The 25,765-nt window shown below is 47.9% G+C and carries 25 protein-coding genes; 22 read left to right on the forward strand and 3 right to left on the reverse strand.

The genetic code is table 11. The features are described 5' to 3' along the window. Window positions 1-2 precede the first annotated feature (2 nt). The 18 genes from yfmH to pduL all read left to right on the forward strand — a co-directional run bounded on the left by yfmH (window position 3) and on the right by pduL (window position 19,756). The gene (gene yfmH, locus BN1360_RS15560) at window positions 3-1,283 is read left to right on the forward strand and encodes an EF-P 5-aminopentanol modification-associated protein YfmH (RefSeq protein WP_068780774.1); all 1,281 of its coding nucleotides are present in this window, start codon (window positions 3-5) and stop codon (window positions 1,281-1,283) included. A 1-nt stretch (window position 1,284) separates the two neighbouring features. Beyond that, window positions 1,285-2,052 (forward strand): elongation factor P 5-aminopentanone reductase, encoded by a 768-nt coding sequence (gene ymfI / locus BN1360_RS15565; protein WP_068780775.1) that lies wholly within the window; start codon window positions 1,285-1,287, stop codon window positions 2,050-2,052. A 93-nt stretch (window positions 2,053-2,145) separates the two neighbouring features. Further along, window positions 2,146-2,400 carry a DUF3243 domain-containing protein gene (locus tag BN1360_RS15570; protein WP_068780776.1) on the forward strand — a complete coding sequence of 85 codons (255 nt, stop codon included), beginning with the start codon at window positions 2,146-2,148 and terminating at the stop codon, window positions 2,398-2,400. Window positions 2,401-2,608: 208 nt separating this feature from the next. Continuing rightward, the gene (locus BN1360_RS15575; protein ID WP_068780777.1) at window positions 2,609-3,373 is read left to right on the forward strand and encodes a DUF3388 domain-containing protein; all 765 of its coding nucleotides are present in this window, start codon (window positions 2,609-2,611) and stop codon (window positions 3,371-3,373) included. A 92-nt stretch (window positions 3,374-3,465) separates the two neighbouring features. After that, window positions 3,466-4,482 carry a RodZ domain-containing protein gene (locus BN1360_RS15580; RefSeq protein ID WP_068780778.1) on the forward strand — a complete coding sequence of 339 codons (1,017 nt, stop codon included), beginning with the start codon at window positions 3,466-3,468 and terminating at the stop codon, window positions 4,480-4,482. A 176-nt stretch (window positions 4,483-4,658) separates the two neighbouring features. Next, a complete protein-coding gene (locus BN1360_RS15585) occupies window positions 4,659-5,150 on the forward strand; it encodes a YajQ family cyclic di-GMP-binding protein (RefSeq protein WP_068780779.1) in 492 nt (163 codons plus the stop codon). Between the two features lie 159 nt (window positions 5,151-5,309). Then, entirely contained in the window at window positions 5,310-6,641 is a 1,332-nt protein-coding gene (gene rimO, locus BN1360_RS15590; RefSeq protein WP_068780951.1) for a 30S ribosomal protein S12 methylthiotransferase RimO, read from the forward strand. Then, on the forward strand, window positions 6,638-7,225 hold the full coding sequence (gene pgsA, locus BN1360_RS15595; RefSeq protein ID WP_068780780.1) for a CDP-diacylglycerol--glycerol-3-phosphate 3-phosphatidyltransferase: 588 nt from the start codon (window positions 6,638-6,640) through the stop codon (window positions 7,223-7,225). The genes rimO and pgsA overlap by 4 nt, the downstream gene beginning before the upstream one ends. Window positions 7,226-7,363: 138 nt before the next feature. Next, window positions 7,364-8,635, forward strand: coding sequence for a competence/damage-inducible protein A (locus tag BN1360_RS15600; RefSeq protein ID WP_068780781.1), 1,272 nt, complete (start codon window positions 7,364-7,366; stop codon window positions 8,633-8,635). Window positions 8,636-9,500: 865 nt separating this feature from the next. Next, window positions 9,501-10,562, forward strand: coding sequence for a recombinase RecA (gene recA, locus BN1360_RS15605; protein WP_068780783.1), 1,062 nt, complete (start codon window positions 9,501-9,503; stop codon window positions 10,560-10,562). A 79-nt stretch (window positions 10,563-10,641) separates the two neighbouring features. Next, complete coding sequence (locus tag BN1360_RS15610; RefSeq protein WP_082790081.1) at window positions 10,642-11,496, forward strand: regulatory protein RecX; 855 nt, start codon at window positions 10,642-10,644, stop codon at window positions 11,494-11,496. 315 nt (window positions 11,497-11,811) lie between these two features. Further along, window positions 11,812-13,356 (forward strand): ribonuclease Y, encoded by a 1,545-nt coding sequence (rny, locus tag BN1360_RS15615; RefSeq protein WP_068780784.1) that lies wholly within the window; start codon window positions 11,812-11,814, stop codon window positions 13,354-13,356. A 382-nt stretch (window positions 13,357-13,738) separates the two neighbouring features. Beyond that, on the forward strand, window positions 13,739-14,533 hold the full coding sequence (locus BN1360_RS15620) for a TIGR00282 family metallophosphoesterase (protein WP_068780953.1): 795 nt from the start codon (window positions 13,739-13,741) through the stop codon (window positions 14,531-14,533). A gap of 320 nt (window positions 14,534-14,853) precedes the next feature. Then, window positions 14,854-15,114 carry a stage V sporulation protein S gene (locus BN1360_RS15625; protein WP_006286829.1) on the forward strand — a complete coding sequence of 87 codons (261 nt, stop codon included), beginning with the start codon at window positions 14,854-14,856 and terminating at the stop codon, window positions 15,112-15,114. Window positions 15,115-15,247: 133 nt separating this feature from the next. Next, window positions 15,248-16,195, forward strand: a complete 948-nt coding sequence (locus BN1360_RS15630) for a dipeptidase (protein ID WP_420707905.1) — start codon at window positions 15,248-15,250, stop codon at window positions 16,193-16,195. Between the two features lie 236 nt (window positions 16,196-16,431). Next, the gene (locus BN1360_RS15635; protein WP_068780786.1) at window positions 16,432-18,207 is read left to right on the forward strand and encodes a 2-oxoacid:acceptor oxidoreductase subunit alpha; all 1,776 of its coding nucleotides are present in this window, start codon (window positions 16,432-16,434) and stop codon (window positions 18,205-18,207) included. Next, entirely contained in the window at window positions 18,194-19,060 is an 867-nt protein-coding gene (locus tag BN1360_RS15640; RefSeq protein ID WP_068780787.1) for a 2-oxoacid:ferredoxin oxidoreductase subunit beta, read from the forward strand. The genes BN1360_RS15635 and BN1360_RS15640 overlap by 14 nt, the downstream gene beginning before the upstream one ends. A 123-nt stretch (window positions 19,061-19,183) precedes the next feature. Continuing rightward, complete coding sequence (gene pduL, locus BN1360_RS15645; RefSeq protein ID WP_068780788.1) at window positions 19,184-19,756, forward strand: phosphate propanoyltransferase; 573 nt, start codon at window positions 19,184-19,186, stop codon at window positions 19,754-19,756. An 86-nt stretch (window positions 19,757-19,842) separates the two neighbouring features. On the opposite strand, the gene spoVAD is transcribed toward pduL, so the two are convergent. Genes spoVAD through BN1360_RS15660 form a run of 3 tightly spaced genes read right to left on the reverse strand, consistent with a single transcriptional unit; the run spans window position 19,843 to window position 22,219 of the window. Continuing rightward, window positions 19,843-20,850, reverse strand: a complete 1,008-nt coding sequence (spoVAD, locus tag BN1360_RS15650) for a stage V sporulation protein AD (protein ID WP_068780789.1) — start codon at window positions 20,848-20,850, stop codon at window positions 19,843-19,845. Window positions 20,851-20,852: 2 nt separating this feature from the next. Continuing rightward, on the reverse strand, window positions 20,853-21,341 hold the full coding sequence (gene spoVAC, locus BN1360_RS15655) for a stage V sporulation protein AC (RefSeq protein ID WP_068780790.1): 489 nt from the start codon (window positions 21,339-21,341) through the stop codon (window positions 20,853-20,855). Window positions 21,342-21,355: 14 nt separating this feature from the next. After that, window positions 21,356-22,219, reverse strand: a complete 864-nt coding sequence (locus BN1360_RS15660; RefSeq protein WP_068780791.1) for a DUF421 domain-containing protein — start codon at window positions 22,217-22,219, stop codon at window positions 21,356-21,358. A 199-nt stretch (window positions 22,220-22,418) separates the two neighbouring features. Here BN1360_RS15660 and BN1360_RS15665 point away from each other — a divergent pair, with 199 nt between their 5' ends. The 4 genes from BN1360_RS15665 (at window position 22,419) to BN1360_RS15680 (ending at window position 25,431) form a co-directional block, all read left to right on the forward strand. Next, on the forward strand, window positions 22,419-22,625 hold the full coding sequence (locus BN1360_RS15665; RefSeq protein ID WP_068780954.1) for a DUF1657 domain-containing protein: 207 nt from the start codon (window positions 22,419-22,421) through the stop codon (window positions 22,623-22,625). A gap of 224 nt (window positions 22,626-22,849) precedes the next feature. Continuing rightward, window positions 22,850-24,403: a tRNA (N6-isopentenyl adenosine(37)-C2)-methylthiotransferase MiaB gene (gene miaB, locus BN1360_RS15670; RefSeq protein ID WP_068780792.1), complete on the forward strand. Its 1,554-nt coding sequence runs from the start codon at window positions 22,850-22,852 to the stop codon at window positions 24,401-24,403. Between the two features lie 71 nt (window positions 24,404-24,474). Continuing rightward, entirely contained in the window at window positions 24,475-24,933 is a 459-nt protein-coding gene (locus BN1360_RS15675) for a YlbF/YmcA family competence regulator (protein WP_068780793.1), read from the forward strand. 105 nt (window positions 24,934-25,038) lie between these two features. Beyond that, complete coding sequence (locus BN1360_RS15680; RefSeq protein ID WP_068780794.1) at window positions 25,039-25,431, forward strand: PaaI family thioesterase; 393 nt, start codon at window positions 25,039-25,041, stop codon at window positions 25,429-25,431. Window positions 25,432-25,765: the final 334 nt, after the last annotated feature.

Genomic DNA, 25,765 nt, shown 5'->3' on the forward strand with positions numbered 1-25,765 from the left:
CTGTGGAAGCTATCACTTATGATCGATTACAGGAAACCTTATATCACGAGACGATGAGCAACGGTTTGCAGGTTTATGTACTTCCCAAGCCCGGATTCCAAAAGACTTACGCTACTTTTTCCACAAAGTACGGTTCGATCGATAATCATTTCAGGGTAGAAGGCGAATCGGAAATATCAGTGCCGGATGGCATAGCCCATTTTCTTGAGCATAAAATGTTCGAGGAGCCAGAGGGCGATATCTTCACCAAATTCGCTATGCAAGGGGCTTCGGCTAACGCCTTTACCAGCTTTGATCAGACGGTATACCTGTTCTCGGCTACGGAAAATATTATGGCCAATCTGGAAACTCTTGTGAACTTTGTGCAGCATCCTTATTTCACGGATCAGAATGTGGAGAAGGAAAAGGGAATTATCGGCCAGGAAATCGGTATGTATGGAGATAATCCGGATTGGAGAGTGTATTTCGGCTTAATTGAAGCGATGTATGCGGTGCATCCAGTTCGCATCGATATTGCCGGAACGGTGGAATCAATCGCCACGATTACGAAGGAGACGTTATACACTTGTTATAATGCCTTCTACCATCCAAGCAACATGCTGCTGTTTGTCGTGGGCGGGGTGGATCCTGAAGAAGTATTCCGAATGATTCGGGACAATCAGGCGGCCAAGGATTACAAGCCGCAGGGTGCGATTGAACGTTTGTTTGACCAAGAGCCCACTGCTGTACACCAGGCTCGTAAAGTTTCCAAGCTGCCGGTTTCGCTGCCAAAATGTCTGTTTGGCTTCAAAGAGACGCAACTGGGGGTTTCTGGAGAAGAACTGTTACGCCGGGATTTAACGACAAAGCTGGCGATGGATCTGCTGCTTGGCTCAAGCACGAAGCTTTACCAGAAGCTCTATGATATGGATTTGATATCGGACGGCTTCTCTTATGAATATAACAGTAATCCGCATTACTGTTTCTCGGCGATTGGCGGGGATACCAAAGACCCGGATCAATTGCTGGAAGTCATCAAGAGCGAGATCGAGGCTGTCAAGGCCAGCGGATTCCGGGCGGAGGATTTTGTACGGGCCAAGAACAAGAAGATCGGTGGTTATCTGCGGATGCTGAACTATCCGGAGAATATCGCCCATGAATTTACCAGATATAACTTCCGGGGCGGGGACCTGTTCAAGGTACTGCCGATTTATGAAACCTTGACACTGGAGGATGTAAACGAACGTCTGCGCGAGCATATTGACTGGAATCAATTAGCTGTATCACTAGTGGTGAGTCCGTAATATGACAATACAACATGGGAGCGAGAAAAGCATCGGGGATATGACGGTTCTCGTTACGGGAGCCAGCCGAGGGATTGGAGCGCAAATTGCGCTCCGATTCGCGTCGGTGGGGATGAATGTAGTGATTCACTATTTGAATTCGCATGAAAGAGCGAATGAAGTAGCCAGACAATGCATGGAGATGGGGGCGAAGGTACATACCATCTCTGCAGATTTGCGGAGCAAGACGGAGATTGAACGGATGAAGGAGAGGCTGGCGGGCTACGGATTGCATCCGGATATTCTTGTGAATAATGCGGGAATTTCCCATTACGGACTGCTGACGGATGTCGAGGAGGCTAAATGGGACGAGATTATGGATGTTAACTTGAAGAGTGTCTTTCTGCTGAGTCAGGCTTTTTTGCCCTACATGATATCGCAGCGTTTCGGGCGGATCATTAATGTGTCCTCCGTCTGGGGCATCTCCGGCGGCTCTTGCGAGGTTGTCTATTCCGCCGCCAAAGGCGGCGTTAACGCCTTTACGAAAGCGCTGGCCAAGGAAGCAGCCCCTTCCGGCGTAACCGTAAATGCGGTCGCTCCGGGGGCTGTGAAGACGGATATGATGGACCGCTTCGATGCCGAAGAACTGAAACAATTGGAGGAGGATATTCCGGTGGGCAGGCTCGCCGCACCGGAGGAGATATCCTCTCTGGTTTATTTTTTGGCTTTGCCGGAGTCCAGCTATATTACAGGTCAGATCATTAGCCCGAACGGGGGCTGGATTACCTGATTTAGGCTGTGCTGTCTCGTGAATAAATGAGCAGGGAATAACGAATATTACGACTGTTGATTATAATTTACCGACATTGAGGAGGAGTTAATTTTGTCAACAGTACTCAAAAATTTTGATACATGGAAGAAGTTCCTGGGTGAGCGCGTAAAACATGCGGAGAACGCAGGTTTTAGCGGGGAAGCCATCGCCAATCTTGCTTATGAGATTGGGGGATTTCTGGAGGACAAGGTTGATCCGCAAAATGATTCCAACCGTACTCTGAAAGAACTGTGGGATGTCGGGGATGAATCGGAGCGCAAGGCAATCGCTCGTCTGATGGTTAAATTGGCGAAGAAAAACGCATAGACTTGCCTGGAAAGCTCCCGAAATCTGGGGGCTTTTCTCCCATTTTTTACAACTACTTGCCTTTCAAAAATTTTTTCTTTATTATTAGACACGTATTGTTTTATACGTTTCGGCGAGAAAGTATCCATTTATGTTCGAAAGGCAGGACATTTGGATGATTTTGTCGAAAAAGAGTAGTCTGTAAGGAATATAAGAAGGTGTATGTTTGATGGGTCAAAGACAGTGGTATTTGGAGTATAGAATACATAAGAACCGCCCGGGCTTGTTAGGTGATATTGCATCGATGCTCGGTATGCTGGAAGTCAATATTTTGACCATTAACGGGGTAGAAGGAGATACGCGCGGACTGCTGCTGGAAAGCGATGAAGATGAGAAGATTGAGCAGATTGGAAAAATGCTGGCCAAAGTGGACAGTATAACCGTAACTGCGCTCCGCAGCCCTCGACTGGTTGATTTGTTAGCGGTTCGACATGGTCGGTATATTGAGCGGGACTCAGACGATTTGAAGACATTTCGTTTTAGCCGTGATGAATTAGGTCTTTTGGTGGACTTTCTAGGTGAAGTGCTTAAGAAGGATGGCCATCAAATGATTGGTCTCAAAGGAATGCCCCGTGTAGGCAAGACGGAATCCATCATTGCCGGAAGCGTCTGCGCAATGAAGCGCTGGACGTTCGTATCTTCCACACTGCTGCGGCAGACGATACGAACACAGCTCTCTGAAGAGGAAAATAATCCACAGCATGTATTTATTATAGATGGAATTATGAGCACGATGCGATCCAATGAGAAGCATAATCAGCTGATCAAACAAATTATGGAGATGCCTTCCACGAAGGTGATTGAGCACCCGGATGTATTTATAGAGCATACGGATTATAGTTATGACGATTTTGACATTATTATCGAATTACGTAACAATCCGGAAGAGAAAATCGTTAAAGATACGTTTGCTACGCAATATCCGGAGGATTAAACTTTAGATTAAATGAAGCTCTTGTATTGACAGTGTTATGTCAATTGGTGTGATAGAAGAGGGAGTATAAATAATATCAGGAGGTGATGGTCGTGTCGGATTTGGGACAACAGTTAAAAGAAGCTCGTCTATCTATGGGCCTATCATTGGATGACGTTCAGGAAATAACAAAGATACGCAAGCGATACTTGGAAGCCATCGAGGCGGGAGACTATAAGGTTTTACCGGGGAGTTTTTATGTCCGGGCATTTATCAAAACATATGCGGAAGCAGTAGGGATTAACGCGGATGAACTTCTGGCCGAACATAAACAGAATGTGCCGGAAGCGGTACCGGACACAACCATGGAACCTGTGCTTCAGAAGCGTCGCAGCAGACAGACCACTGAACGCAATTCGAAGTGGCTTACGACTGCTTTGATGTGGTCTTTCTTTGCGCTGATTGTGATCGTCATTTATTTATATTTCACCGTATGGAGTCAGTCGAATGAGGCAAAGACCAAAGAGCCTGATCCAACAGCGATTACTAACAATTCGGAAAATCCGCAAAATAATACAAAGCCGAATTCCAATACAGGAACTGATCAAGATGGCGCGACAAATACGAATGCCGGTACGGATGATCAGACGGGAACTCCTGGTGATGGAAATGCAACGGATACAAATACAACGGGGCCTGATGATACGAATACGGATAATACGGCTAACAAAGAAGTTGTCGTAGCTCCTGACGGCAAGGAAGGAAGTACGACGAAGTTCAAGGTACAACCTGTAGGCAGTGAACCGGTGAAAATCGTCATTACAGCGAAGGGCAGCAGCTGGGTTGAAGTGCGCAAGGGCGATAAGCGCGGCGAGAAGCTTTACTATCAGACGATGCAAGATGGTGAAGTGCTGAACTTTGATCTTGGCGAGGAAGGGATGTTTATCAAGTCCGGAGCCTCTCCGAATACGACGATTACCGTTGGAGGACAGGTCGTTGATGACGGCAAGAATACTTCGAAAATTCAATTGAACCTGGGTACCGTGGATACTTCTTCGGATTCAAATAGTGCAAATACAGGCACTAATAGTTCCAATGCCAGTACTGACGGAACGGTAACGGGTCAATAATAAAATATAACAGGTGTAGGCTGAGCAGAGGGTTCAGTCACACCTGTTTTTTTATTATGAAGGGGCTTAATACTCGACTTTGCTAAATTTATTACATATAATTAGGAGACATAGGATTATAGTGTGTTCATTGGTAATTTTGCCTGAGCACCCTTATAGAGAAAGGAATGTGAAAGATGGCTTCAGAAAGCTCTTTTGATATTGTCTCCAAAATGGACATGCAGGAACTATCCAATGCCATTGACCAAACGGAGCGTGAAATTGCGAACCGGTTTGACTTCAAGGGCAGCAAAAGTGAACTTAAGGTAGAGAAGGATGTACTGGTCGTTATTTCCGATGATGAGTACAAGCTTGGTGCAGTCATAGATATTCTGCAGTCGAAGATGATCAAGCGCGGTCTGCCGATCAAGAATCTGGATTATGGCAAGGTCGAGCCGGCCTCCCTGGGCACCGTTCGTCAACGGATCAAGTTGAAGCAAGGGATCGATCAGGAAAATGCGAAGAAGATTAATGTCCTGATCCGCGACTCGAAGCTGAAGGTGAAGAGCCAGATCCAGGGGGATCAAATTCGCGTAACCGGCAAGAGCAGAGATGATTTGCAGCAAGTAATCCAAATGCTTCGCAAAGCGGATCTTACTGTCGATCTACAGTTTACGAATATGAAGTAAGCAGAATTATGATTGTGTCTTCGATAGTTCATGACATGCGGTCTCTCGTAGCGGCCAAGCCGCGACGTGAGACTTTTTCATGTTTTTGACAGCGGTATTCACGAAATATTATACTTATACAGGGTATTATGGTTGTAAAATGGAGGGGCTCATAGCATGATGACTGAAAAGGTGAAGATCGTTACATTAGGCTGCGAGAAAAATATGGTTGACTCCGAGATTATGTCCGGTCTGATTGATCAGCGCGGATATTCACTTGTAGAGCAGGCAGAGGACGCAACCGTTATTATCGTAAATACTTGCGGATTTATTGATGCCGCCAAAGAGGAGTCCGTAAATACGATTCTTGATTTGGCCGAGCTCAAAGAGACAGGTAAGCTGAAGGCGCTTATCGTATCGGGCTGCTTAACGCAGCGTTATAAACAGGCACTGATGGAAGAAATGCCGGAGATTGATGGGATCGTTGGTACCGGCGACTTCTATAACATTAATCAGATCGTCGATGAAGCGTTAGGAGGTAAGAAACCGGCATTTGTCGGGAATCCTGTATTTAACTACGAGGAGATCTTGCCTCGCAAGTTATCGACGGAGAAATATACAACCTATGTGAAGATCGCGGAAGGCTGCGACAATAACTGTACCTTCTGCAGCATTCCTATTATGCGGGGGGCATTCCGCAGTCGCTCTATGGAGTCCATTGTTGCGGAAGTGACCGGGCTTGCGGCTCAAGGTGTGAAGGAGATCAGCTTGATCGCCCAAGATACAACGAATTACGGAACTGATCTGTACGATGGAGAGTATAAGCTGGCAGAGCTGATCAACAAGGCCAGTGAGGTGCCAGGTATCGAGTGGGTCAGACTGCACTACGCTTATCCGGGCTTCTTCACAGACGAACTGATCGAGACGATGGCCTCTAATCCGAAGGTCTGCAAATATATCGACATGCCACTGCAGCATAGTGAGGATGCGGTGTTAAAGCGTATGAGGAGACCGGGCCGAAATCGTGATATACGTGAGCTTATCGCCAAGATCCGCTCGCGGATCCCGGGTGTGGCGCTGCGTACTTCATTGATCGTAGGTTTCCCAGGAGAGACGGAAGAGGACTTTGAACGGTTATGCGATTTTGTTAGAGAGGTTAAATTTGATCGCCTGGGCGTCTTTACATACTCCAAGGAGGACGATACCCCTGCTTCGCGTCTGCCAAACCAAATCGACGAGGAAGTTAAGGAGTGGCGGGCGAATACGCTTATGGAAATTCAGCGGCAGGTGTCCAATGAGAACAACGGAAAATATGTTGGACAGGTGCTGGAGGTATTGATCGAAAGCTATGATGGTCGCAGCGATGTGTTTGTCGGCCGTTCGCAGTATGATGCACCGGAAATTGACGGAGATGTCTATGTCTCGAATTGCAAAGTTGAAATTGGTGAGATTATTCCAGTACGAATTACTCATGCCTATGAATATGATATGTCCGGGGAGGGTGTACTTTGAATCTGCCCAATCGTATCACTTTAGCGCGTATTTTCATGATCCCGCTGATGTTGGTGTTCTTGCTGTTTGATTTTGAGTGGTGGTCTCATGAATTGATTCTGGGGAGTTACTCACTGTCTGTGAATCATCTGATTGCAGCTATTCTGTTCATTATTGCCGCGAGCACAGATGGCATCGATGGACATATTGCCCGTAAACGCAATCTTGTCACTAATCTTGGCAAGCTGCTTGATCCCCTTGCTGATAAGCTGCTTGTAGCGGCTGCGCTAATATCGCTCGTAGCCCTCGATAAGGTGAACGGATGGGTGGTCGTCATCATTATCAGTCGTGAGTTTGCAGTTACGGGTTTGCGTGAGATCGCCTTGCTGGAAGGCTCGGTGATTGCTGCCAGCAATTGGGGAAAAGCGAAGACGATTACGCAGATTATTGCCATCTCGGCTTTGCTGCTTAACAATTTCCCGTTCGAATGGATCGGATTTCCATTTGCGGACATTATGATTTGGCTTGCGACGATCATTACGGTGTATTCCGGGATTGATTACTTCGTCAAGAACAAGCATGTGCTGAACTTTTCAAAAATGTAATCGCTAATGGAACTTTTGCTGGGGGTTATAATACCTCTTATCCAATTGGAGAAAGAGACAACTTCGAGAAGGTAGCTTAATTATAGCTATGTGTTCAAGTACTTTTTGAACAATCTCTAAAAGGGAGAAATGACTTGAATGAAAGCGGAAATTATTGCCGTAGGAACGGAACTGCTGCTGGGGCAAATCGTCAATTCCAACGCCCAATATTTGTCTCAGGAGCTGGCTTCGCTAGGGATTGATGTCTACTTCCAGACCGTAGTGGGCGATAATACATCCCGGCTCAAGCAAGCGATCGAGCTGGCCGCAGGACGGGCGGACGTATTGATCTTTACTGGGGGGCTCGGTCCCACTCAGGATGATCTAACGAAAGATGTAGTGGGCGAGGTGCTGGACAGATCCTTACATATCGACCGGATGGCCATGGATAATATAGAGCGGTTCTTCAAGGATCGCGACGTGCCGATGACGGAAAATAATCGTAGGCAGGCGCTGTCTATAGACGGGGCAACCCCGCTGGCCAATGAAACAGGTCTTGCTGTAGGAAATGCTCTCGCTGAGGGCGGGAAATTTTATATTTTGCTGCCCGGACCGCCTAGCGAGATGAAGCCGATGTTCGAGCAACAGGCTAAGCCCTGGATGATGCAGCATGTGCTGACGAATGAATCTCCAATCTATTCGCGAATGCTTAAATTCGCCGGTATCGGTGAATCGGCTTTAGAGACCAAGCTGCTTGATCTGATTGAAAGTCAAACCGATCCTACAATAGCTCCTTATGCCAAGGAGAGCGAGGTAACGATCCGCATCTCGACAAAGGCGGACAGCCAGAGCGCCGCCGAGGGCAAGCTGGACGTGATGGAGAAGCAGATCGCTTCTCGCCTGCCGGAGCATTTCTATGCGAATGAGGATGTGCCGATCGAGAAGACCATCGTCGATATGATGACGGAGCAGGGACTTACAGTCAGTTGTGCGGAGAGCTGTACCGGTGGCATGCTGATGCAGACAATCACGACGATCCCTGGCAGCGCCACCGTTTTCCTCGGCGGAATCGTGTGCTATTCCAATGCCATGAAGGAGAAGCTGCTCAACGTACCGCATGATCTGCTGGAGGGCGAGAACGCGCCCGGAGCCGTCAGCGCTGAGACAGCGAAGGTGCTGGCTGAACAGGTGCGGATGATCGTGGATACCGATTTTGGCCTCGCCGTTACCGGCGTAGCTGGACCTGCCTATTCCGAGCGCAAGCCGGTGGGGCTGGTCTATATCGCGATGTCTCGCCGTAATGGCGATACCGAGGTGCACGAACTGCATCTGAAGGGGAACCGCAACACGATCCGTCTGCGCTCCACCAAGGCTGTTCTTTACCATCTCTGGAAGCAGCTTAAACGGAATGAGAACCAAGCTGGCAAATAACCATTGCCGGACTCCTAAATATTGGATATAATCGAATTACGGAAGAACCGTAGCCCAACTTGCTTCAAGTTGCTGCTGCGGTTCTTTTTTGCGTAATTGCGTGATGAAGTATGGAGAGAGAAGAGAGGAGGCTTTGATCGCTGCTGGAACCAATGGAGAACCAAAGGTGATCTAAAGACAGGGCTGATGCAGCAATTGATATGTAATATAATATCCCGGACTATCGTATACCGCACGAAGTAGAGCGAATCCCGCAGGGAGAGCGCCGATCAAGTTCTCGAAGTAGCACCATAAGTGTATTAAGGAAGTGAGGCGGACGAAGCCACGGACGTCACAATGGAAGTGCCGCGCGCCGCCCGAAGTAGAGCGAATCCCGCAGGGAGAGCGCCATTAGAACTCCAACATAGCACCAAGGGCAGGAGCACAAAAAGTAAAGCGTGCCCGAAGGGAGGAAAGCGTTGATTGGAGACCGTATACCCGGGTGCCTCGAAAGCAGCAGAACTCCCCAGCCCAGGTAACCAAGGAGATCCAAAAGTAGGACGTGCCCGAAGGGGGAAAAGCGTGCCACGTGCCAAAGTAGAGCTCTCCCCATTGGGGAGAGCGGCTAAGGAGCGCCTGTTCCCCATCCACCCGTTAGTTCAGTTTGCAGGAGTCCAGAGGGCGGCAGGCCCTTTGGAGCCCTCCCTTACGGTAAGGGAGGGTTTGGGTGGGTTGAGACTACGAATGTATGTTCGAAAAAATGCTTGGCAAACGTTTCAAAACAAGGTACAATTGTTGTATAAAAGAAATTGATTTTCTTATTTAACTAATTTGTCATCAATCAAATTTGTGTAAATTTCTAATCATTGAGAAGGATGTGAGCTGATTGTCAGACCGCCGTGCTGCGCTGGAAATGGCGCTTCGTCAAATAGAAAAACAATTCGGAAAAGGTTCGATCATGAAGTTGGGAGAATCCACCCATATGCAGGTGGAAATTGTACCCAGCGGATCGATAGCATTGGATATCGCGCTTGGAACCGGGGGATTGCCTCGGGGGAGAATTATTGAAGTATACGGACCGGAATCATCCGGTAAGACTACCGTAGCCTTGCATGCAATCGCGGAAGTTCAAAAGGTTGGTGGACAAGCTGCATTTATCGATGCCGAGCACGCGCTTGACCCTTCCTATGCAAGTAAGCTAGGTGTAAATATTGATGAGTTGCTGTTGTCTCAGCCGGACACAGGCGAGCAGGCGTTGGAAATCGCCGAAGCGCTTGTTCGCAGCGGCGCAGTAGATATCATTGTTATAGACTCCGTAGCAGCCTTGGTACCTAAGGCTGAAATCGAAGGCGAGATGGGCGATTCTCATGTCGGCTTGCAAGCTCGTCTGATGTCCCAGGCACTTCGTAAACTGTCCGGGGCGATCAGTAAATCCAAGACGATTGCCATCTTTATCAACCAGCTTCGTGAGAAGGTGGGCGTAATGTTCGGTAATCCGGAGACCACTCCAGGTGGACGAGCACTCAAGTTCTATTCGACGGTTCGCCTTGATGTTCGCCGGGTAGAGACGATCAAGATGGGTAATGACATGGTCGGTAACCGGACCCGGATTAAAGTTGTAAAGAATAAGGTAGCTCCGCCGTTCAAACAGGCAGAGATTGATATTATGTATGGTGAAGGGATCTCCAAGGAAGGCAGCATTATCGATATCGGCGTTGAGCAGGATATTGTGGATAAGAGCGGCGCTTGGTATTCCTTTGCTGGCGAGCGTCTCGGTCAGGGACGTGAGAATGCGAAGCAGTATTTGAAGGAGCATCCGGAAATTGCAAATACGATTGAGCAGAAGATTCGCGAGAACAGCAACCTGACGACTTCAGTTGCGCCATCGTCTTCAAGCGAGCAGGAAGAAGAAGCTAAGGAAGAGCAGGCACTTTTCGAAGAAGAGTAAGAATGATATGGAGCGCTCTGCCGCCAGTAAACACTGGTTCGGACAGGGCGCTCTTGTCTAATAAAGGAGCGTAAACCTGGTGGAGCAACGATTTGGGAAGTCTAGATCCAAACCGTATACAGGAGCGGGCAAGGATAATGAGAAGGACGAAATCATCGACATTTCTGATCCTGGCTCATGGGAGAATCGCCTTTCATATAAGAATGAAGAATCGGAAAAAGCAGCAAGCCCAGCGGCAGCAGAGGGAAATGATCTGTCTGCTTTCCCTGAGGATAAAGAGCTGACCATTACATCGGTGCAGCTGCTGAAATCGCCAAAATTCCGATACCGTATTTACTTCGGTACTTTCCAGGTGGAAGTGCATGAAGATGTGATGGTCAAGTATCGCATGATGAAGGGCGCTGTATTTACCAAACTTGAATTGGAAGAGATCGTAATTGCCGATGAACGGCAGCGGGGATATGGAGAAGCCTTGAAATATCTTAGCCGCAAACCGCGAACTTCTTTTGAAATCGCTACTCGACTTAAAGAGAAGGGATGGAGCGAGGAGACGATTGGTGAAGTAATCGAACGGTTGATCCAAGAGCGTTGGATCAATGACGCCGCATACGCTCAGGAATGGGCAGGACAACGTCTTCGCAGCCGCGGGAAGGGTAAGGCATGGATCAGATATGAACTGCGTCAGAAGGGCATTTCCAAGCCTTTGATTGAAGAGGCGCTAGGGCAGGTCAGCGAAGACGAGGAGTATGACAGCGCCATGCAGCTCGCGCAGCGTAAATGGCGGACTACGTCCGGAGAGACGGCGGACAAGAAGCGCAAGATAGGCGCATTTTTAATGCGGAGGGGCTTCTCCGGCCAGCTCGCTGGCAAGGTACTCCGTGAGCTGATTCAAAAAGATGGTATAGAAGACAGGGATGAGTGGGAAGAATTATAAATTCATAGCGATATAGAGGGACACAGATTGTACAATCATGTCCTTTGCTTGACAATTTCTTTCATTAAATAATAAAATGGTCATGAATCTATATCATGTGGATCCTTATTCCTTCCAAATGATGGATCTAACTAGATTCTATTCGCAATCATGGGGCCAAGATTCCGGCATTTTAACGGAATATTCATGCTGATTTGGCGTGATAGCCTGTCTGAATCGGCAAGAAATCGATTCTTTGTATGATGATGAATGAAAACTGAAAACTAACAAGCATCCCAGGGAATGCCTTGGAGGAAACAGCGGGGAGGTGAACAGATGGACACAGTAATCTGGATCATTCTCGTTGCCGTCGCCGCTTTATTCTTTGGGTTCGGGATCGGATATTTTATTCGCAAATCTCTTGCAGAGGCTAAAATTTCCAGTGCGGAACATGCAGCAAGTCAAATTTTGGAAAGTGCAAAAAAAGACGCAGAAGCACTGAAAAAGGAAACGGTTCTTGAAGCGAAAGACGAAATTCATAAACTGAGAACCGAAGCTGACAAAGACATTCGTGAACGTCGGAATGAAATTCAACGACAAGAAAGACGATTGTTGCAAAAAGAAGAGTCGCTGGATAAAAAAATTGAATCACTGGAACGTAAAGAAGAACAAGTAGCTGGCAAAGAGAAGAGAATTGAAGAAACCCAGCAACAGATCGATCTGCTCTATAAGAGTCAGGTTCAGGAACTTGAGCGTATTTCCAATTTGAGCATGGAGGACGCCCGCACGATCATTCTTAATAATGTCGAGCAGGAGGTTCGCCATGAAACGGCTCAAATGATTAAAGACATTGAGTTGCAGGCGAAGGAAGAAGCCGATAAGAAATCGCGTGAAATTATTACACTAGCTATTCAGCGGTGTGCCGCTGATCACGTTGCTGAGACGACCGTCTCGGTAGTTGCTCTTCCGAATGAAGAGATGAAGGGCCGGATTATCGGGCGTGAAGGCCGCAACATCAGAGCACTGGAAACGTTGACTGGTATTGACTTGATTATCGATGACACGCCGGAAGCGGTTATCCTGTCAGGTTTTGATCCAATCCGTCGTGAAATCGCCCGCACAGCGCTGGAGAAACTGGTAGCTGACGGACGAATTCACCCAGCACGGATCGAAGAGATGGTTGAGAAATCACGTCGTGAAGTGGACGAAAGAATTCGTGAATACGGTGAACAAGCGACATTTGAGGTTGGTGTTCACGCGCTGCACCCGGATTTAATCAAGATTTTGGGTCGTCTCAAGTTCCGGACAAGCTATGGTCAGAACGTGCTGAAGCACTCGATGGAAGTAGCTTACTTGGCCGGACTTATGGCCGCCGAGTTGGGCGAGGATATTGCGCTTGCCAAACGTGCCGGACTGTTGCATGACATCGGGAAAGCGCTGGATCATGAAGTGGAAGGATCTCATGTCGAAATCGGCGTGGAACTGGCGAAGAAATACAAGGAACATCCGGTTGTTATCAATAGCATCGCTTCCCACCACGGAGATTGTGAAGCTACTTCGGTTATCGCTATGCTGGTTGGTGCGGCTGATGCATTGTCGGCAGCTAGACCTGGCGCTCGGCGTGAAACGTTGGAAACCTATATCCGTCGTTTGGAGAAGCTGGAAGAGATTTCGGAATCATTCGAAGGTGTGGAGAAGTCATTCGCAATTCAGGCAGGTCGCGAGGTTCGCGTTATGGTACAGCCTGAGAAAATCGATGATGCTGAAGCGTTCCGTCTGGCGCGTGACATTACGAAGAAGATTGAGAGTGAGCTGGATTATCCGGGTCACATCAAGGTTACGGTTATTCGTGAGACGAGAGCGGTTGAATATGCGAAGTAAAGGTTATGCTGATGAAGTGGCCCCTCGTGGGCCGCTTTTTCATTGAAAGCTCTATATTGAGAGGTTCAATCGATCCACTTACGTTAAGCAAAACCTCTCATCAGCACCTATGGATGAGCGGCCACGATGTGTAGACAGATCTATGAAAACTCTAACGAAACTACGTATCGTTATTTCCTTAAAAACAGAGGCAAAAAAAATCTAACGAAACGTCATATCGTTATTCAGGAGAAATCCCTGCTTTTAACCGCTAATTTGCAAAAATAGCGCTACCCAGTTTCGTTAAAAATCCCAGGAGCCCGTTATGGGTCAAATAGCGCTACCCAGTTTCGTTAGAGATTCTACTAAGAAACAGCAGTGTACGGAATGGAGGAGAGACATTATTAAACTTTTATTTATTGGAGATATTGTTGGCAGTACGGGGCGGAAAGCAGTGCGGGAATCCCTTCCTCGCTTAAAATCTAAATACAGTCCCCATATTATTATCGCAAACGGGGAGAACGCGGCGTCCGGACGCGGAATTACGGAGAAGATTGCTAAGGAATTTTTCGATCTAGGCATCCACGGTTTGACGATGGGCAATCATACCTGGGATAACAAGGAGATCTTCGACTTTATTGACCGTGAGCCGCGAATGGTTCGTCCGGCCAACTTCCCTCCAGGGACACCCGGGATCGGTCATACCGTTATTAAGGGGAATGGCAAGGAACTGGCGGTGGTCAATCTGATGGGGCGCACGTTCTTGCCGGCGATTGATGATCCGTTCCGGGTAGCGGATGATATTCTAGCCGAGCTGTCGAAGAAGCATAAATGCATCATGGTTGATTTCCATGCCGAAGCAACATCGGAGAAGATTGCTATGGGCTGGTATTTAGATGGCAGAACTTCCTTCGTTGTAGGAACACATACGCATGTGCAGAGCAATGACGATATTATTTTGCCGCAGGGCACCGCTTATTTGACGGATTCCGGCATGGTTGGATCTCGTGAAGGAGTGCTGGGGATGGAGCGTTCGGCGGTGATTCGCAAGTTCACGACGCAGCTGCCGGTTCGGTTCCAGGTATGTGAAGGTAAATGGCATTTCCACGCTGTGTTCGTCGAGATCGATGAAGCCACCGGCAAAGCGAAAAAGATCGAGAAGATAAAAATGCTTGAAGATGAATGGTTCATGGACTAACGGATCAGATATACTCTAAAAATAGGTCTTCAAAAGGCGGCTTTCAGCATGAATGCAGTGCTTCCGATACTGTTTTCCCAAAAGACGGCTTTCAATACTAAAGCTGATGCTTCCGATGCGCGTTTTTTTCAAAACATTTCAGGAGTATGAGGCCAGAGCCTGTTGCTCATCCTTGGATGAGTTCGATCCCTTTTCTCGTGAGGAATGGACTTTTTGAACGACCTTCAAGGTACCTCCCAAAAAAGAAGGAATTATTTTGCAGCTCACGAATATCTTCTAAGTAGTGGAGTCAAACCATTATTCCCAGGGAGGTACTTACCATGGAAGTATTAAAAGTTTCAGCAAAGTCCAATCCCAACTCCGTTGCCGGTGCTCTAGCTGGAGTTCTAAGAGAGCGTGGTGCTGCTGAACTTCAGGCTATTGGAGCGGGTGCTCTTAACCAGGCCATCAAGGCGGTAGCCATAGCCCGGGGATTCGTTGCACCTAGCGGCGTAGATCTGATATGCATTCCGGCTTTTACGGATATTGTGATTGATGGTGAGGATCGCACGGCGATCAAGCTCATAGTTGAACCTAGATAAGGTCTTGTAGGAATGTAGGTGAACCTGTTTACTCATAAGTAGACAGGTTTTTTTGCTTTTTTGTAAAAAATGAATATGTATAAGCAAGATTTAAAATATACTGGAAAATAGAGTGATGAAGGAGGGGGACGTATTGAAAATTGTTGACTTCCATTGTGATGTGCTTAGCAAAATACAGCTGGATCGCAGTCTGGACTTCAAGGGTGATAATGGACTTGATGTCAATCTAGAGCGTATGAAGCAAGGAGGGGTAGATCTGCAATGCTTTGCCATCTACCTATCGGAGAAATTAGGCCCGCCGGGCATTGAACATATCATGGAGCAGCTTGATCTATTTCAGGAGCGTATCGCATCGGAAGGAATCGGTCTCATTAGAAATACTGCTGATTTGGAACGGGTCGCAGCTTCGGGAGAGAGGAGCGGCTTGCTCTCTATTGAAGGAGCGGATGGCCTGGAGGGGGATTTATTCTACTTACGGCTTTGTTATGAACGGGGAGTGCGCTTTCTCGGGATTACCTGGAATTATGCGAATTGGGCGGCGGATGGTGTGATGGAGCTGCGTAATGGCGGCTTCACTCGTAAGGGGCTTGAGCTGGTGCAGGTCTGTCACGAGCTAGGAATTATACTAGATGTATCACATTTATCTCAGAAGGGCTTCTGGGAGCTGGTAGAGCTGTCTGAGAGTGCGAAGCGGCCTTTTATTGCCTCTCATTCGAATGCCTATCATATTTGCGCTCATGCCCGGAATTTGCACGATGAACAAATCAGAGCGATAATAGATAGCGGCGGTCGGATCGGTGTGACATTTGTCCCTTGGTTTGTAAAAGACAGCACAGTGGTACATAGTGAGGATCTGCTGCCGCATCTCGATCATATTTGCCAGCTGGGCGGCGAGAAGCAAATTATGTTTGGCTCCGATTTTGACGGAATTGATACCCATATAGATGATTTGCGGCATGCAGGTGATTATTACAGATGGGTAGAGACCCTGCTTAAACACTATCCGGAAGAGCTTGTAAAGGGCTGGATGTCCGGCAATGCCCTGGAATTTTTGCAAAAGTGGCTACCCTCAGATAAGTAAGCGCTTTAATTAATCCAATTACGAGATCGTTATGATCGAAAACAACTATATGAAAAAGGGTGGAAAACGCTTGCTTTTTATATGTCTTCGACATAAAATTGACATGACTCTGAAACAGAATGTTCACAAGTGTCACGGTAAAGTGTGATAGTTAACATGTCGATGTTCTGGGAGTGCTATTATTATTTTAATTTTATATCTTTTATAGTGCGATACGATTAAAGGGGTGGGCGATCTTGATTAGTCAATTGTCTTGGAAGATCGGTGGACAGCAAGGCGAAGGGGTTGAAAGTACGGACCGGATTTTTTCGACAGCCTTGAATAGACTTGGGTATTATTTGTACGGATACCGTCATTTTTCCTCGCGTATTAAAGGTGGTCATACGAACAACAAAATCCGGATTAGTACCAAGCCGATTCGAGCTATTTCCGACGACTTGGACATCTTAGTCGCTTTTGACCAAGAAAGTATCGATTTGAATGCGCATGAGCTATGCAGCGGTGGAGTCATTGTTGCAGACGCCAAGTTTAATCCGTCTGTTCCTGAAGGAATCGATGCGAAGCTGTTCCCTGTTCCAATTACGAGCATTGCGGAGGAACTGGGCACTTCGCTGATGAAGAATATGGTTGCTTCAGGCGCCTCTTGGGCCCTCTTGGGATTGCCGCTTGAAGTATTTAATAAAGCGGTTGAAGAGGAATTTGGCCGTAAAGGTCAAGCCATTGTGGACAAAAATATCGAAGCGGTGAAGCGCGGTGCCGATTTTGTACTGGAGCTGGCCGGGGGACCTCTTGATAACTTCAAGCTGGAACCGGCTGACGGCAAGCAGAAGCTGTTCATGATCGGTAACGATGCGATCGGACTTGGTGCGGTTGCGGCAGGCTGCCGAATCATGAGTGCATATCCGATTACACCGGCTTCCGAAATTATGGAATATTTGATTAAGAAATTGCCTAAGCTTGGCGGCACCGTTGTACAAACGGAGGATGAAATTGCCGCCATTACGATGGCTATCGGTTCGAACTATGCCGGTGTACGCTCTATGACCGCATCAGCGGGCCCTGGATTGTCGCTGATGATGGAGGCGATCGGACTTGCCGGCATGACCGAGACGCCGGTCGTTATCGTTGATACACAGCGTGGCGGCCCAAGTACCGGGCTTCCGACAAAGCAGGAGCAGAGCGATATCAATGCCCTGATCTACGGAACGCATGGCGAAATTCCAAAGATCGTCATTGCGCCTAGCTCGATCGAGGAATGCTTCTATGATACCGTTGAAGCGTTCAATCTGGCTGAGAAGTATCAGGTTCCGGTCATCGTGGCTACCGATCTGCAATTATCCTTGGGCAAGCAGTCCTGTGAAATGCTGGATTATAACAAGATTCAAATCGAACGCGGTTATATCGTGAAGGATATTCCGGAACGTGAAGATAAGAGTATGTTCAACCGTTACGCGGTGACGGACAATGGTATTTCTCCTCGGGTATTGCCTGGCGAGAAGAATGGTATTCACCATGTTACTGGCGTAGAGCATGATGAAGCCGGACGTCCGTCCGAATCGACGGCCAACCGGAAGAAAATGATGGATAAACGTCTGCGTAAGCTGGACGAAATGCAGATTACGAACCCGATTCATCTGCATTCCCCGCATGCCGAGCCCGATCTTCTGATCGTAGGCATGGGCTCAACAGGCGGCACAATCGATCAAGCTCGCCTTCGCCTGAATGGTGAAGGAGTGACATCGAACCATATGACGGTACGCCAAATGCATCCGTTCCCAACGGAACTGATCCTTCCGGAAATCGAGAAGGCGAAGAAGGTTCTCGTATTTGAGAATAACGCGACGGGCCAATTGGCGAACCTGATGAAGCTGCATTGCGGCAACCATGACAAAATTCTGAATGCATTAAAATATGATGGCAGTCCGTTCCTGCCTTCGGAAGTATTCGAAGAATGCGCAAAGGCCGCCGGCTATAAACCGCACGAGGAGTTGGTACAAAATGGCAACCTTTAAGGAGTTCCGTAACAATATCAAACCTAACTGGTGTCCAGGTTGTGGAGATTTTTCAGTGCAGGCCGCGATTCAGCGCGCTGCAGCGAATGTAGGACTTGAACCGGAGAACTTGGCTGTAATCTCAGGCATCGGTTGCTCCGGGCGGATTTCGGGGTACATTAACGCGTATGGTCTTCACGGCATTCATGGCCGTGCGCTCCCGATCGCACAAGGCGTGAAGCTGGCTAACCGCGATCTGACGGTGATCGCATCCGGCGGTGACGGTGATGGGTTCGCGATCGGTATCGGGCATACCATCCATGCGATCCGCAGAAATATTAATATGACCTACATCGTTATGGATAATCAGATTTATGGCCTGACGAAGGGGCAAACTTCACCGCGCAGCGGTGAGGGCTTCAAGACGAAGAGCACGCCGGAAGGCTCGATTGAATCGACGCTTTCCCCGCTTGAGCTGGCGATTTCAGCCGGGGCGACCTTCGTGGCTCAATCGTTCTCCAGCGATCTGAAGCAACTGACTTCCTTGATCGAACAAGGCATTCAGCATGAAGGCTTCTCGTTAATCAACGTATTCAGCCCGTGCGTCACCTTTAACAAGGTGAACACATACGATTGGTTCAAAGAACATATTACGAATCTCGACACGATGCCGGATTATGATCCTAGCAACCGCACGCAGGCCATGACGACGTTGATGGATACGGGCAGCATGATTACGGGTCTGATCTATCAGAACAAAGACAGGAAGTGCTATGAGGACCTGGTTCATGGCTTTAAGCCAGAGCCGCTTGTGAATCAGCCGCTGGCATTAAGCGAGACTGAGTTTGACAATCTTGTTGCAGAATTCAGATAATTGGTAAAAAGATGCCCGTATTTTACGGACATCTTTTTCTTTTTACATGAAAAAGGTGTATAATAAGGGGCGATGTAGAAATGTCACACCCGTGATAGAGAAAAAACGAGGAGTGTTTACAAAATGAGCAAGACTGTACCTGTCGGCGTATCAGCACGTCATATTCATTTAACTCAAGAGCATATTGAAGCTTTGTTTGGACAAGGTTATCAGCTTACTGAATTCAAGCCGTTGTCCCAACCAGGACAATTTGCGTCTAACGAGACAGTAGCTGTCGTTGGACCGAAAGGCCAATTTGACAAAGTTCGCATTTTGGGCCCTGCACGTCCGGCTTCCCAATTGGAAATTTCCCGTACGGATTCCTTTGCTATCGGCGTTAAGGCTCCGGTTCGTGAGTCCGGCAAGATTGACGGAACGCCTGGAATCAAAGTAGTGGGTCCTGCTGGCGAAGTTGAACTGGAGCAAGGCGTGATCGTAGCAGCGCGTCATATCCACTTCCACACTTCCGATGCTGCGAAATGGGGCATCCAGGATAAAGAATTGCTGAAGGTTCGTTTCGGCGGAGAACGCGGTATGATTATGGAAAATGTCATCGCGCGTGTATCGGATTCCTTCGCACTTGATATGCATATCGATACAGATGAAGCGAATGCTGCTGGCGCCAAAAATGGCGATATCGCAGAAATCGTAGAATAATCATCGGTTATTATAGACAAGGGTCTCGCTCGATCGTAACAGATCGGCGAGACCCTTTATTCATTAGGAGGATTTTGCAGGTTGAATTAATCGCTTTCGATCGCTACGGCATGAGCGATGCATGGAATGCTCTCTCCTTGCTGAAAGGATAGCGGGGAGAGGAGGGCGCCGGTAGCAACGACAAGCAGTCGCTTCAACTCGCCGCGCTTCATACGATTCAGCAAATGGCCGTAAGTAACAACAGCGGAGCAGGCGCACCCGCTCGCCCCAGCCTGTACATTCTGCTTATCGTAGTTATAAATCATCATCCCGCAGTCCTGATAATCCGTCTGGTCGATCGGGAAGTTATTGCGCTTGAATAATTCCTTGGCGATCTTATAGCCAACTTTGGATAGATCGCCAGTAACGATCAGATCATAATACGAAGGTTCAATCTGCATATCTCGGAAGTGAGCCTGGATGGTGTCGACTGCCGCCGGTGCCATCGCTGCGCCCATATTAAAGGGGTCCGTGATTCCCATATCGATCACGCGGCCAATCGTCGCTGAAGTAATTTTCGGACCGCTCCCTTCCAGCGACAGGACGGCTGAACCTGAACCGGTGACTGTAAATTGCGCGGTTGGCGGCTTTTGCGAACCGTATTCCGTCGGATATCTGAACTGCTTCTCCACACTGGCATTATGACTGCAAGTCCCGGCCAGCGCGTGCTTGGCACCGTTATAATTCACAATATATGCTGCCAAGGCCAGGCTTTCCATCGAGGTAGAGCAGGCCCCGAATACACCCAGATAAGGGATGCTTAGCGTCCGGGCAGCAAAGCTGCTGCTAATAATCTGGTTCATCAGATCGCCGCCGAAGTAGAATTGAATTTGTTCCTTCGTCAGTCCAGCCTTCTCAATAGCTTTCTTGGCGGACTCTTCAAGCAACGTTTTCTCCGCCTTTTCCCAGCTGTCTTGACCTAAGTACAGATCGCCATGAATGATGTCGAAGTCATTGGCTAAGGGCCCCTGCCCTTCGAAGGGGCCGACGATGGTAGCGCTGCTTATAATGGTTGGCTTATTCTCGAACACCCAGCTTTGATGGCCTTTTAGCATAGTTAATGACCTCCCCCGGCAAAATCTGGAATGAAGATAGCGTAAAATAAACCTACGATAAACGCTGCAAAGGTACCGAACACGATGACGGAACCGGCGAGCTGGAACATGCCGGCGCCAACGCCGAGAACCATTCCTTCCGCGCGATGCTCAAGCGCAGACGAGGTCATGGAATTGGCGAATCCGGTGACCGGCACGGCTGTGCCTGCCCCGGCCCACTGTGCGATCTTATCATAGACCCCCAGGCAGGTCAGAATAACAGCGATCAGAACGAGCACGGCAACCGTCGGATTAGAGGCGCTCTTCTCGTCAAATCCGCCAAAAGCGATAAAGGCCTGGCGAATGCACTCGCCGAGCAAACAGATCATCCCACCGACCAGGAAAGCACGAAGACAGTTTTTGAGCACCGGGCGTTTAGGCTCCATGGATGAAGCCAGGCGCTGGTACTTTTGCTGCGTAGGAGTCATTTTTTTGTTTTTTGCATTAGCCATGTTACGCACTTCCTTTATTGTTGTATCAACACTTGCCTCGTGTCATCAATGACGTGCTGCAATTGCTCGGAGCAGGTGGTATATATTTGCTTATTCGTCTCGTTCTCCGTCGAGAGGGCGAACATTTCGAGATCCGCTTGACATTTCTTGAGTGTTGCCAGAAGCAGCGGTTTCTCTTGAGGTTGCGGAATTTTGATTTTATCATCGTACAGGTCGACATAGAGCTGCCCATAGCCATCGACCTGGCCAAGATAGACATTTTCAAGGGACACGCCTTGCTTCTCCAGCTCGGTATTTAGCCATTGCCGACCGAAGCCAGCTGTTGCCAGAGGTTCGTCCATGATTTTGCCGTCAAGGATGACGGTTTGCGGCTCGGCTTCGGTCGGGATCGAAATCCCCAGCTGCGCCAGCGTAATCGGTTGATATTGATCCTTCAGCAAGGCGTTAACCTGGCCATCCGGTTCGATGACGGCATATTCGACCTGGGATACCTTAAAGATGCTCTTCCTGCGAAGCTGCTCCATGAGCTCTTCATTGGTCAGCTTCTCTTTCATCAGATTGTCCTCGAGGACTTTGCCATCTTTAATAAGAACTGTGCCTTTGCTGTCGATGACATCCCGTGATTTCTTGCTCTTCATCTGCAGGAACTCGATTCCCAGGGAGACTAAGAACCAGGTCACGATAGCGACAAGCGCAATGTACCAATCTTGGTCGTGATTTATGGATAGGAAAGCCGCTAAATCCCCTATTGTTATCCCCGTAACATATTCGAAGAAGGTTAATTGCGAGAGCTGCCTTTTTCCAAGAATACGGGTCATGAGAAAGAGCACGAAGGCGGCGGATAAAGTTCTGATGATAATTTCTAACCACACGGGCATAGCGAGAAAGCTCCTTTCAGCATGCATGCGCAATTTGACATTTACTTATCAGATTTTTGAACAGTCATTGTATCCCAATTATGCGCAACTTGCGTTATTTTACTAACACAATATATGGCAAGAGGCTGATGAATCAGTCCGAGCGAATATGGCAAAATTAATGCTTGTTCAAATTGAATCAGATAAGGTGGTGAACAAATTGACTGTAGCATCCCAAGTGAAGACAACCGTTGCATCCCTCAAAAGTGCCCAGGCCAGCCTTGAGTCATTTGCTCTAAGCACTCAAAACCAGGAAGCCAAGCAACTGTTCACTAATGCTGCCCAGCAAACGCAGCAAATCGTGGATCAAGTGCAATCCCGCGTTCAACAGCTGGAGCAGGAAGAGCCACAGTATAAAGGTTTCTAAGCATTAAAAGGGTATAAAGAGAAGCTTCGTTCTGACCGGAACGGGGTTTCTTTTTTTTGTGGAATAAGTGTGTGCGTTAAGGACTGTGGAAAAAGACCTTTTCGCGGGCACCCAGGTAGATAAGCACTATAAATCATGTTATAATTTAGTGTAATGCATTTTTATAAGGTTGCTGAACCTCATGGGTACACACATAGATTGGTAAAAGGGAGTGAGCCGACACCGTGGCTAAAGAAACCAAGGATTACTCCAAGTATTTTGATTTTTCGGACGCTAAAGTCATCTCGGAGGACGAACGAGGGAAGAAGATCAGAATCCGCGGACGGGAGATCCAAATCTTGTCGGAACCGAACAGCCGAATTGAGAAGCAGCGTGGCAAGGAAGAGATCAAAGTGCTATATGACAATATGGTACCGGAGGAGCTTCGGCATATTGGACTCGGCAAGCACTATATTGTGTATACGTTTGGTTGCCAAATGAATGAGCATGACAGTGAGACGATCAAGGGCCTTCTGGAGCAGATGGGTTATCAGCCCACGGAGGATCGTAAGGAAGCGGATATTATTCTGTACAATACCTGTGCGATCCGCGAGAATGCCGAAGACAAAGTATTCGGTGAACTTGGGCATATGAAAGTATTGAAAATGGAGAAGCCGGATTTACTGCTCGGCGTATGCGGCTGCATGTCGCAGGAAGAGGGCATTGTCAACCGGATCTTGCAGAAGCATGGTTTTGTAGATATGATCTTCGGTACGCATAATATTCATCGTCTGCCTTATTTGATTCAGGAGGCACTGTTCGGTAAAGAGATGGTGGTCGAGGTCTGGTCCAAGGAAGGCGACATTATCGAAAACCTGCCGAAGAAACGCGAAGGCATGCGCGCTTGGGTGAATATTATGTATGGCTGTGACAAGTTCTGTACATATTGCATTGTTCCATTCACACGTGGGAAGGAGCGAAGCCGCAGGCCAGAGGATGTCATCGCCGAAGTGAGGGAACTGGCACGGCAGGGCTTCAAGGAGATTACGCTACTGGGTCAGAATGTGAATGCTTACGGCAAGGATTTTACCGATATCGATTACCGATTCGGGGATTTAATGGATGACATCCATAAGATCAATATTCCGCGCATTCGCTTTACGACCTCACATCCGCGCGATTTCGATGATCATCTGATTGAAGTATTGGCGAAGGGCGGCAATTTGGTGGAGCATATTCACCTTCCGGTACAGTCGGGCAGCAGCGCTGTTCTGAAGAAAATGAGCCGCAAATATACGCGCGAGAGCTATTTGGAGCTCGCTGCGAAAATTAAGGCTGCAATACCCAATGTAGTGCTGACAACAGACATCATCGTTGGCTTCCCGGGGGAGACGGATGAGCAGTTCGAGGAGACGTTGTCCTTGGTTCGTGAAGTCGGTTTTGATTCGGCATTTACATTTATATATTCGCCGCGGGAAGGCACACCGGCAGCGGTCATGGAAGATAATGTGCCGATGGAAGTGAAGAAGCAGCGACTGCAGCGGTTGAATGAGACGATCAACGAATACAGCCGCAAGTTTAATGATGCGCTTCGTGGTGAAATTGTTGAAGTATTGGTCGAAGGGGAGAGCAAGCGGAATTCGAATATCCTCTCCGGCCGAACAAGAACGAACAAGCTCGTTCATTTTGAAGGAAGCACCGATTTGATTGGCAAATTCGTCATGGTAGAAATCACCGAGCCGATGACCTGGTATATTAAGGGGAATATCTTACCGGAGAGCATCACTTCCGTGTCTTGATTAGGCGATGGAAACCGCCCGAACGAATAAGAACTCTACTAACCGAAAGCATATGATGAGGAGGGAAAACCTTGACGCAGCAACATCAACAGCAAACCGATTGCGGGATTCCAAAGTTTGATTCCCGGGATACGGTAATTCGCGAAGATATTATGGCAAAAGCGAAGGAATTGGCCGCCTTGATCGGCACTAGCGAGGAAGTTCAGCAATTTAAGAAAGCCGAGCAAAAAATTCAGAGGCATGATAAGGTGCAAAGTTTAATTAGCACCATCAAGAAGAAGCAGAAGGAAATCGTTGCCTTCGAAAGCTTTCAGAACAAAGCAATGGTGGATAAGATCGAAGCTGAAATTTCAGCATTGCAGGATGAATTAGACAATATTCCACTCGTTACTGATTTTCAGCAAAGCCAGAGTGATATCAACTATTTGCTGCAGCTTGTCATTTCGGTAATAAGCGATACTGTGTCACAGAAGGTAAATGTAGAGACAGGAAGCGGAGAGCCGGCAACGACTTCCGGCTATGGAGATTAATGACGTAATTAGTCGGTGCGGAAGTATGCTTCCGCACCTTTTTATTGATTGCTGAATCGGCGCCTTGAAGAGAAGATGGCCTAGAAAATAAGGAGGTAGCGATTCATGGATTGGTCAGAAATTATGCTGAAGGAGCAAATGAGCTTCTCAGGCGATTTGGGTATGAAATTCAACCAGATTGATAAGGAATGTGTGGAGCTCGAGCTGGAGATCCAGGAGAAGCATTTAAACTATGTTGGCATCGTGCATGGAGGGGTTTTGTCCTCGCTGATGGATCAAGCAATGGGAACCCTGGTTGGCGCGATTAAGGGACGCCTTGGGGTTACGACGCATTTGAATGTTAATTTCCTGCATGCAGCTAAAGCAGGGGCCATCAAAACCTATGCTTATCCTGTACACGAGACTTTCCGTACGATGACCTGCCGTGCAGAAGTGCGTGACTGCAATGATGAGCTTTGCTGCGTGGCTACCGGTACTTTCCGTTTGCCTCGCGAGTGAGCGAAGATAAACGACGGGACAGATTATGGCAGGCAAACACATGTGATTAACCCTATTATTGATTAATAAGATTAATAAGGAAGCTGTATTTTCTTTTATTGCATTTTTCGTCCTTAGGGTAGAATGTTATATAATAATAGGTTCTAGTAAGTGCTCCAACGGTTGGGTTTTCAGCATCAAAGCGGATGCTTCCGAAGTGCGTTTTTCCATTAAGCTTCACCCGGTTGATGTTAGGGACAAGCGGAGCTACAGGTTTTCACAGAAACGACTTCGGAAGCATGTGCTTAAAGTTTTTACATGAGCATCTGAGATGTTTGCAGAGGAAACATAATCC

It is taken from the genome of Paenibacillus sp. GM2, from assembly GCF_900069005.2.
GTDB lineage: Bacteria > Bacillota > Bacilli > Paenibacillales > Paenibacillaceae > Fontibacillus.

Bases quoted from the DNA above. Each gene is read 5' to 3' on its own strand.
- rny (WP_068780784.1), top strand. From the start codon at position 11,812: ATGGACACAGTAATCTGGATCATTCTCGTTGCCGTCGCCGCTTTATTC.
- BN1360_RS15660 (WP_068780791.1), bottom strand. From the start codon at position 22,219: ATGCCCGTGTGGTTAGAAATTATCATCAGAACTTTATCCGCCGCCTTC.
- spoVAD (WP_068780789.1), bottom strand. From the start codon at position 20,850: ATGCTAAAAGGCCATCAAAGCTGGGTGTTCGAGAATAAGCCAACCATT.
- BN1360_RS15680 (WP_068780794.1), top strand. From the start codon at position 25,039: ATGGATTGGTCAGAAATTATGCTGAAGGAGCAAATGAGCTTCTCAGGC.
- BN1360_RS15640 (WP_068780787.1), top strand. From the start codon at position 18,194: ATGGCAACCTTTAAGGAGTTCCGTAACAATATCAAACCTAACTGGTGT.
- ymfI (WP_068780775.1), top strand. From the start codon at position 1,285: ATGACAATACAACATGGGAGCGAGAAAAGCATCGGGGATATGACGGTT.
- BN1360_RS15600 (WP_068780781.1), top strand. From the start codon at position 7,364: ATGAAAGCGGAAATTATTGCCGTAGGAACGGAACTGCTGCTGGGGCAA.
- pduL (WP_068780788.1), top strand. From the start codon at position 19,184: ATGAGCAAGACTGTACCTGTCGGCGTATCAGCACGTCATATTCATTTA.
- rimO (WP_068780951.1), top strand. From the start codon at position 5,310: ATGACTGAAAAGGTGAAGATCGTTACATTAGGCTGCGAGAAAAATATG.
- BN1360_RS15575 (WP_068780777.1), top strand. From the start codon at position 2,609: ATGGGTCAAAGACAGTGGTATTTGGAGTATAGAATACATAAGAACCGC.
- spoVAC (WP_068780790.1), bottom strand. From the start codon at position 21,341: ATGGCTAATGCAAAAAACAAAAAAATGACTCCTACGCAGCAAAAGTAC.
- BN1360_RS15625 (WP_006286829.1), top strand. From the start codon at position 14,854: ATGGAAGTATTAAAAGTTTCAGCAAAGTCCAATCCCAACTCCGTTGCC.
- BN1360_RS15585 (WP_068780779.1), top strand. From the start codon at position 4,659: ATGGCTTCAGAAAGCTCTTTTGATATTGTCTCCAAAATGGACATGCAG.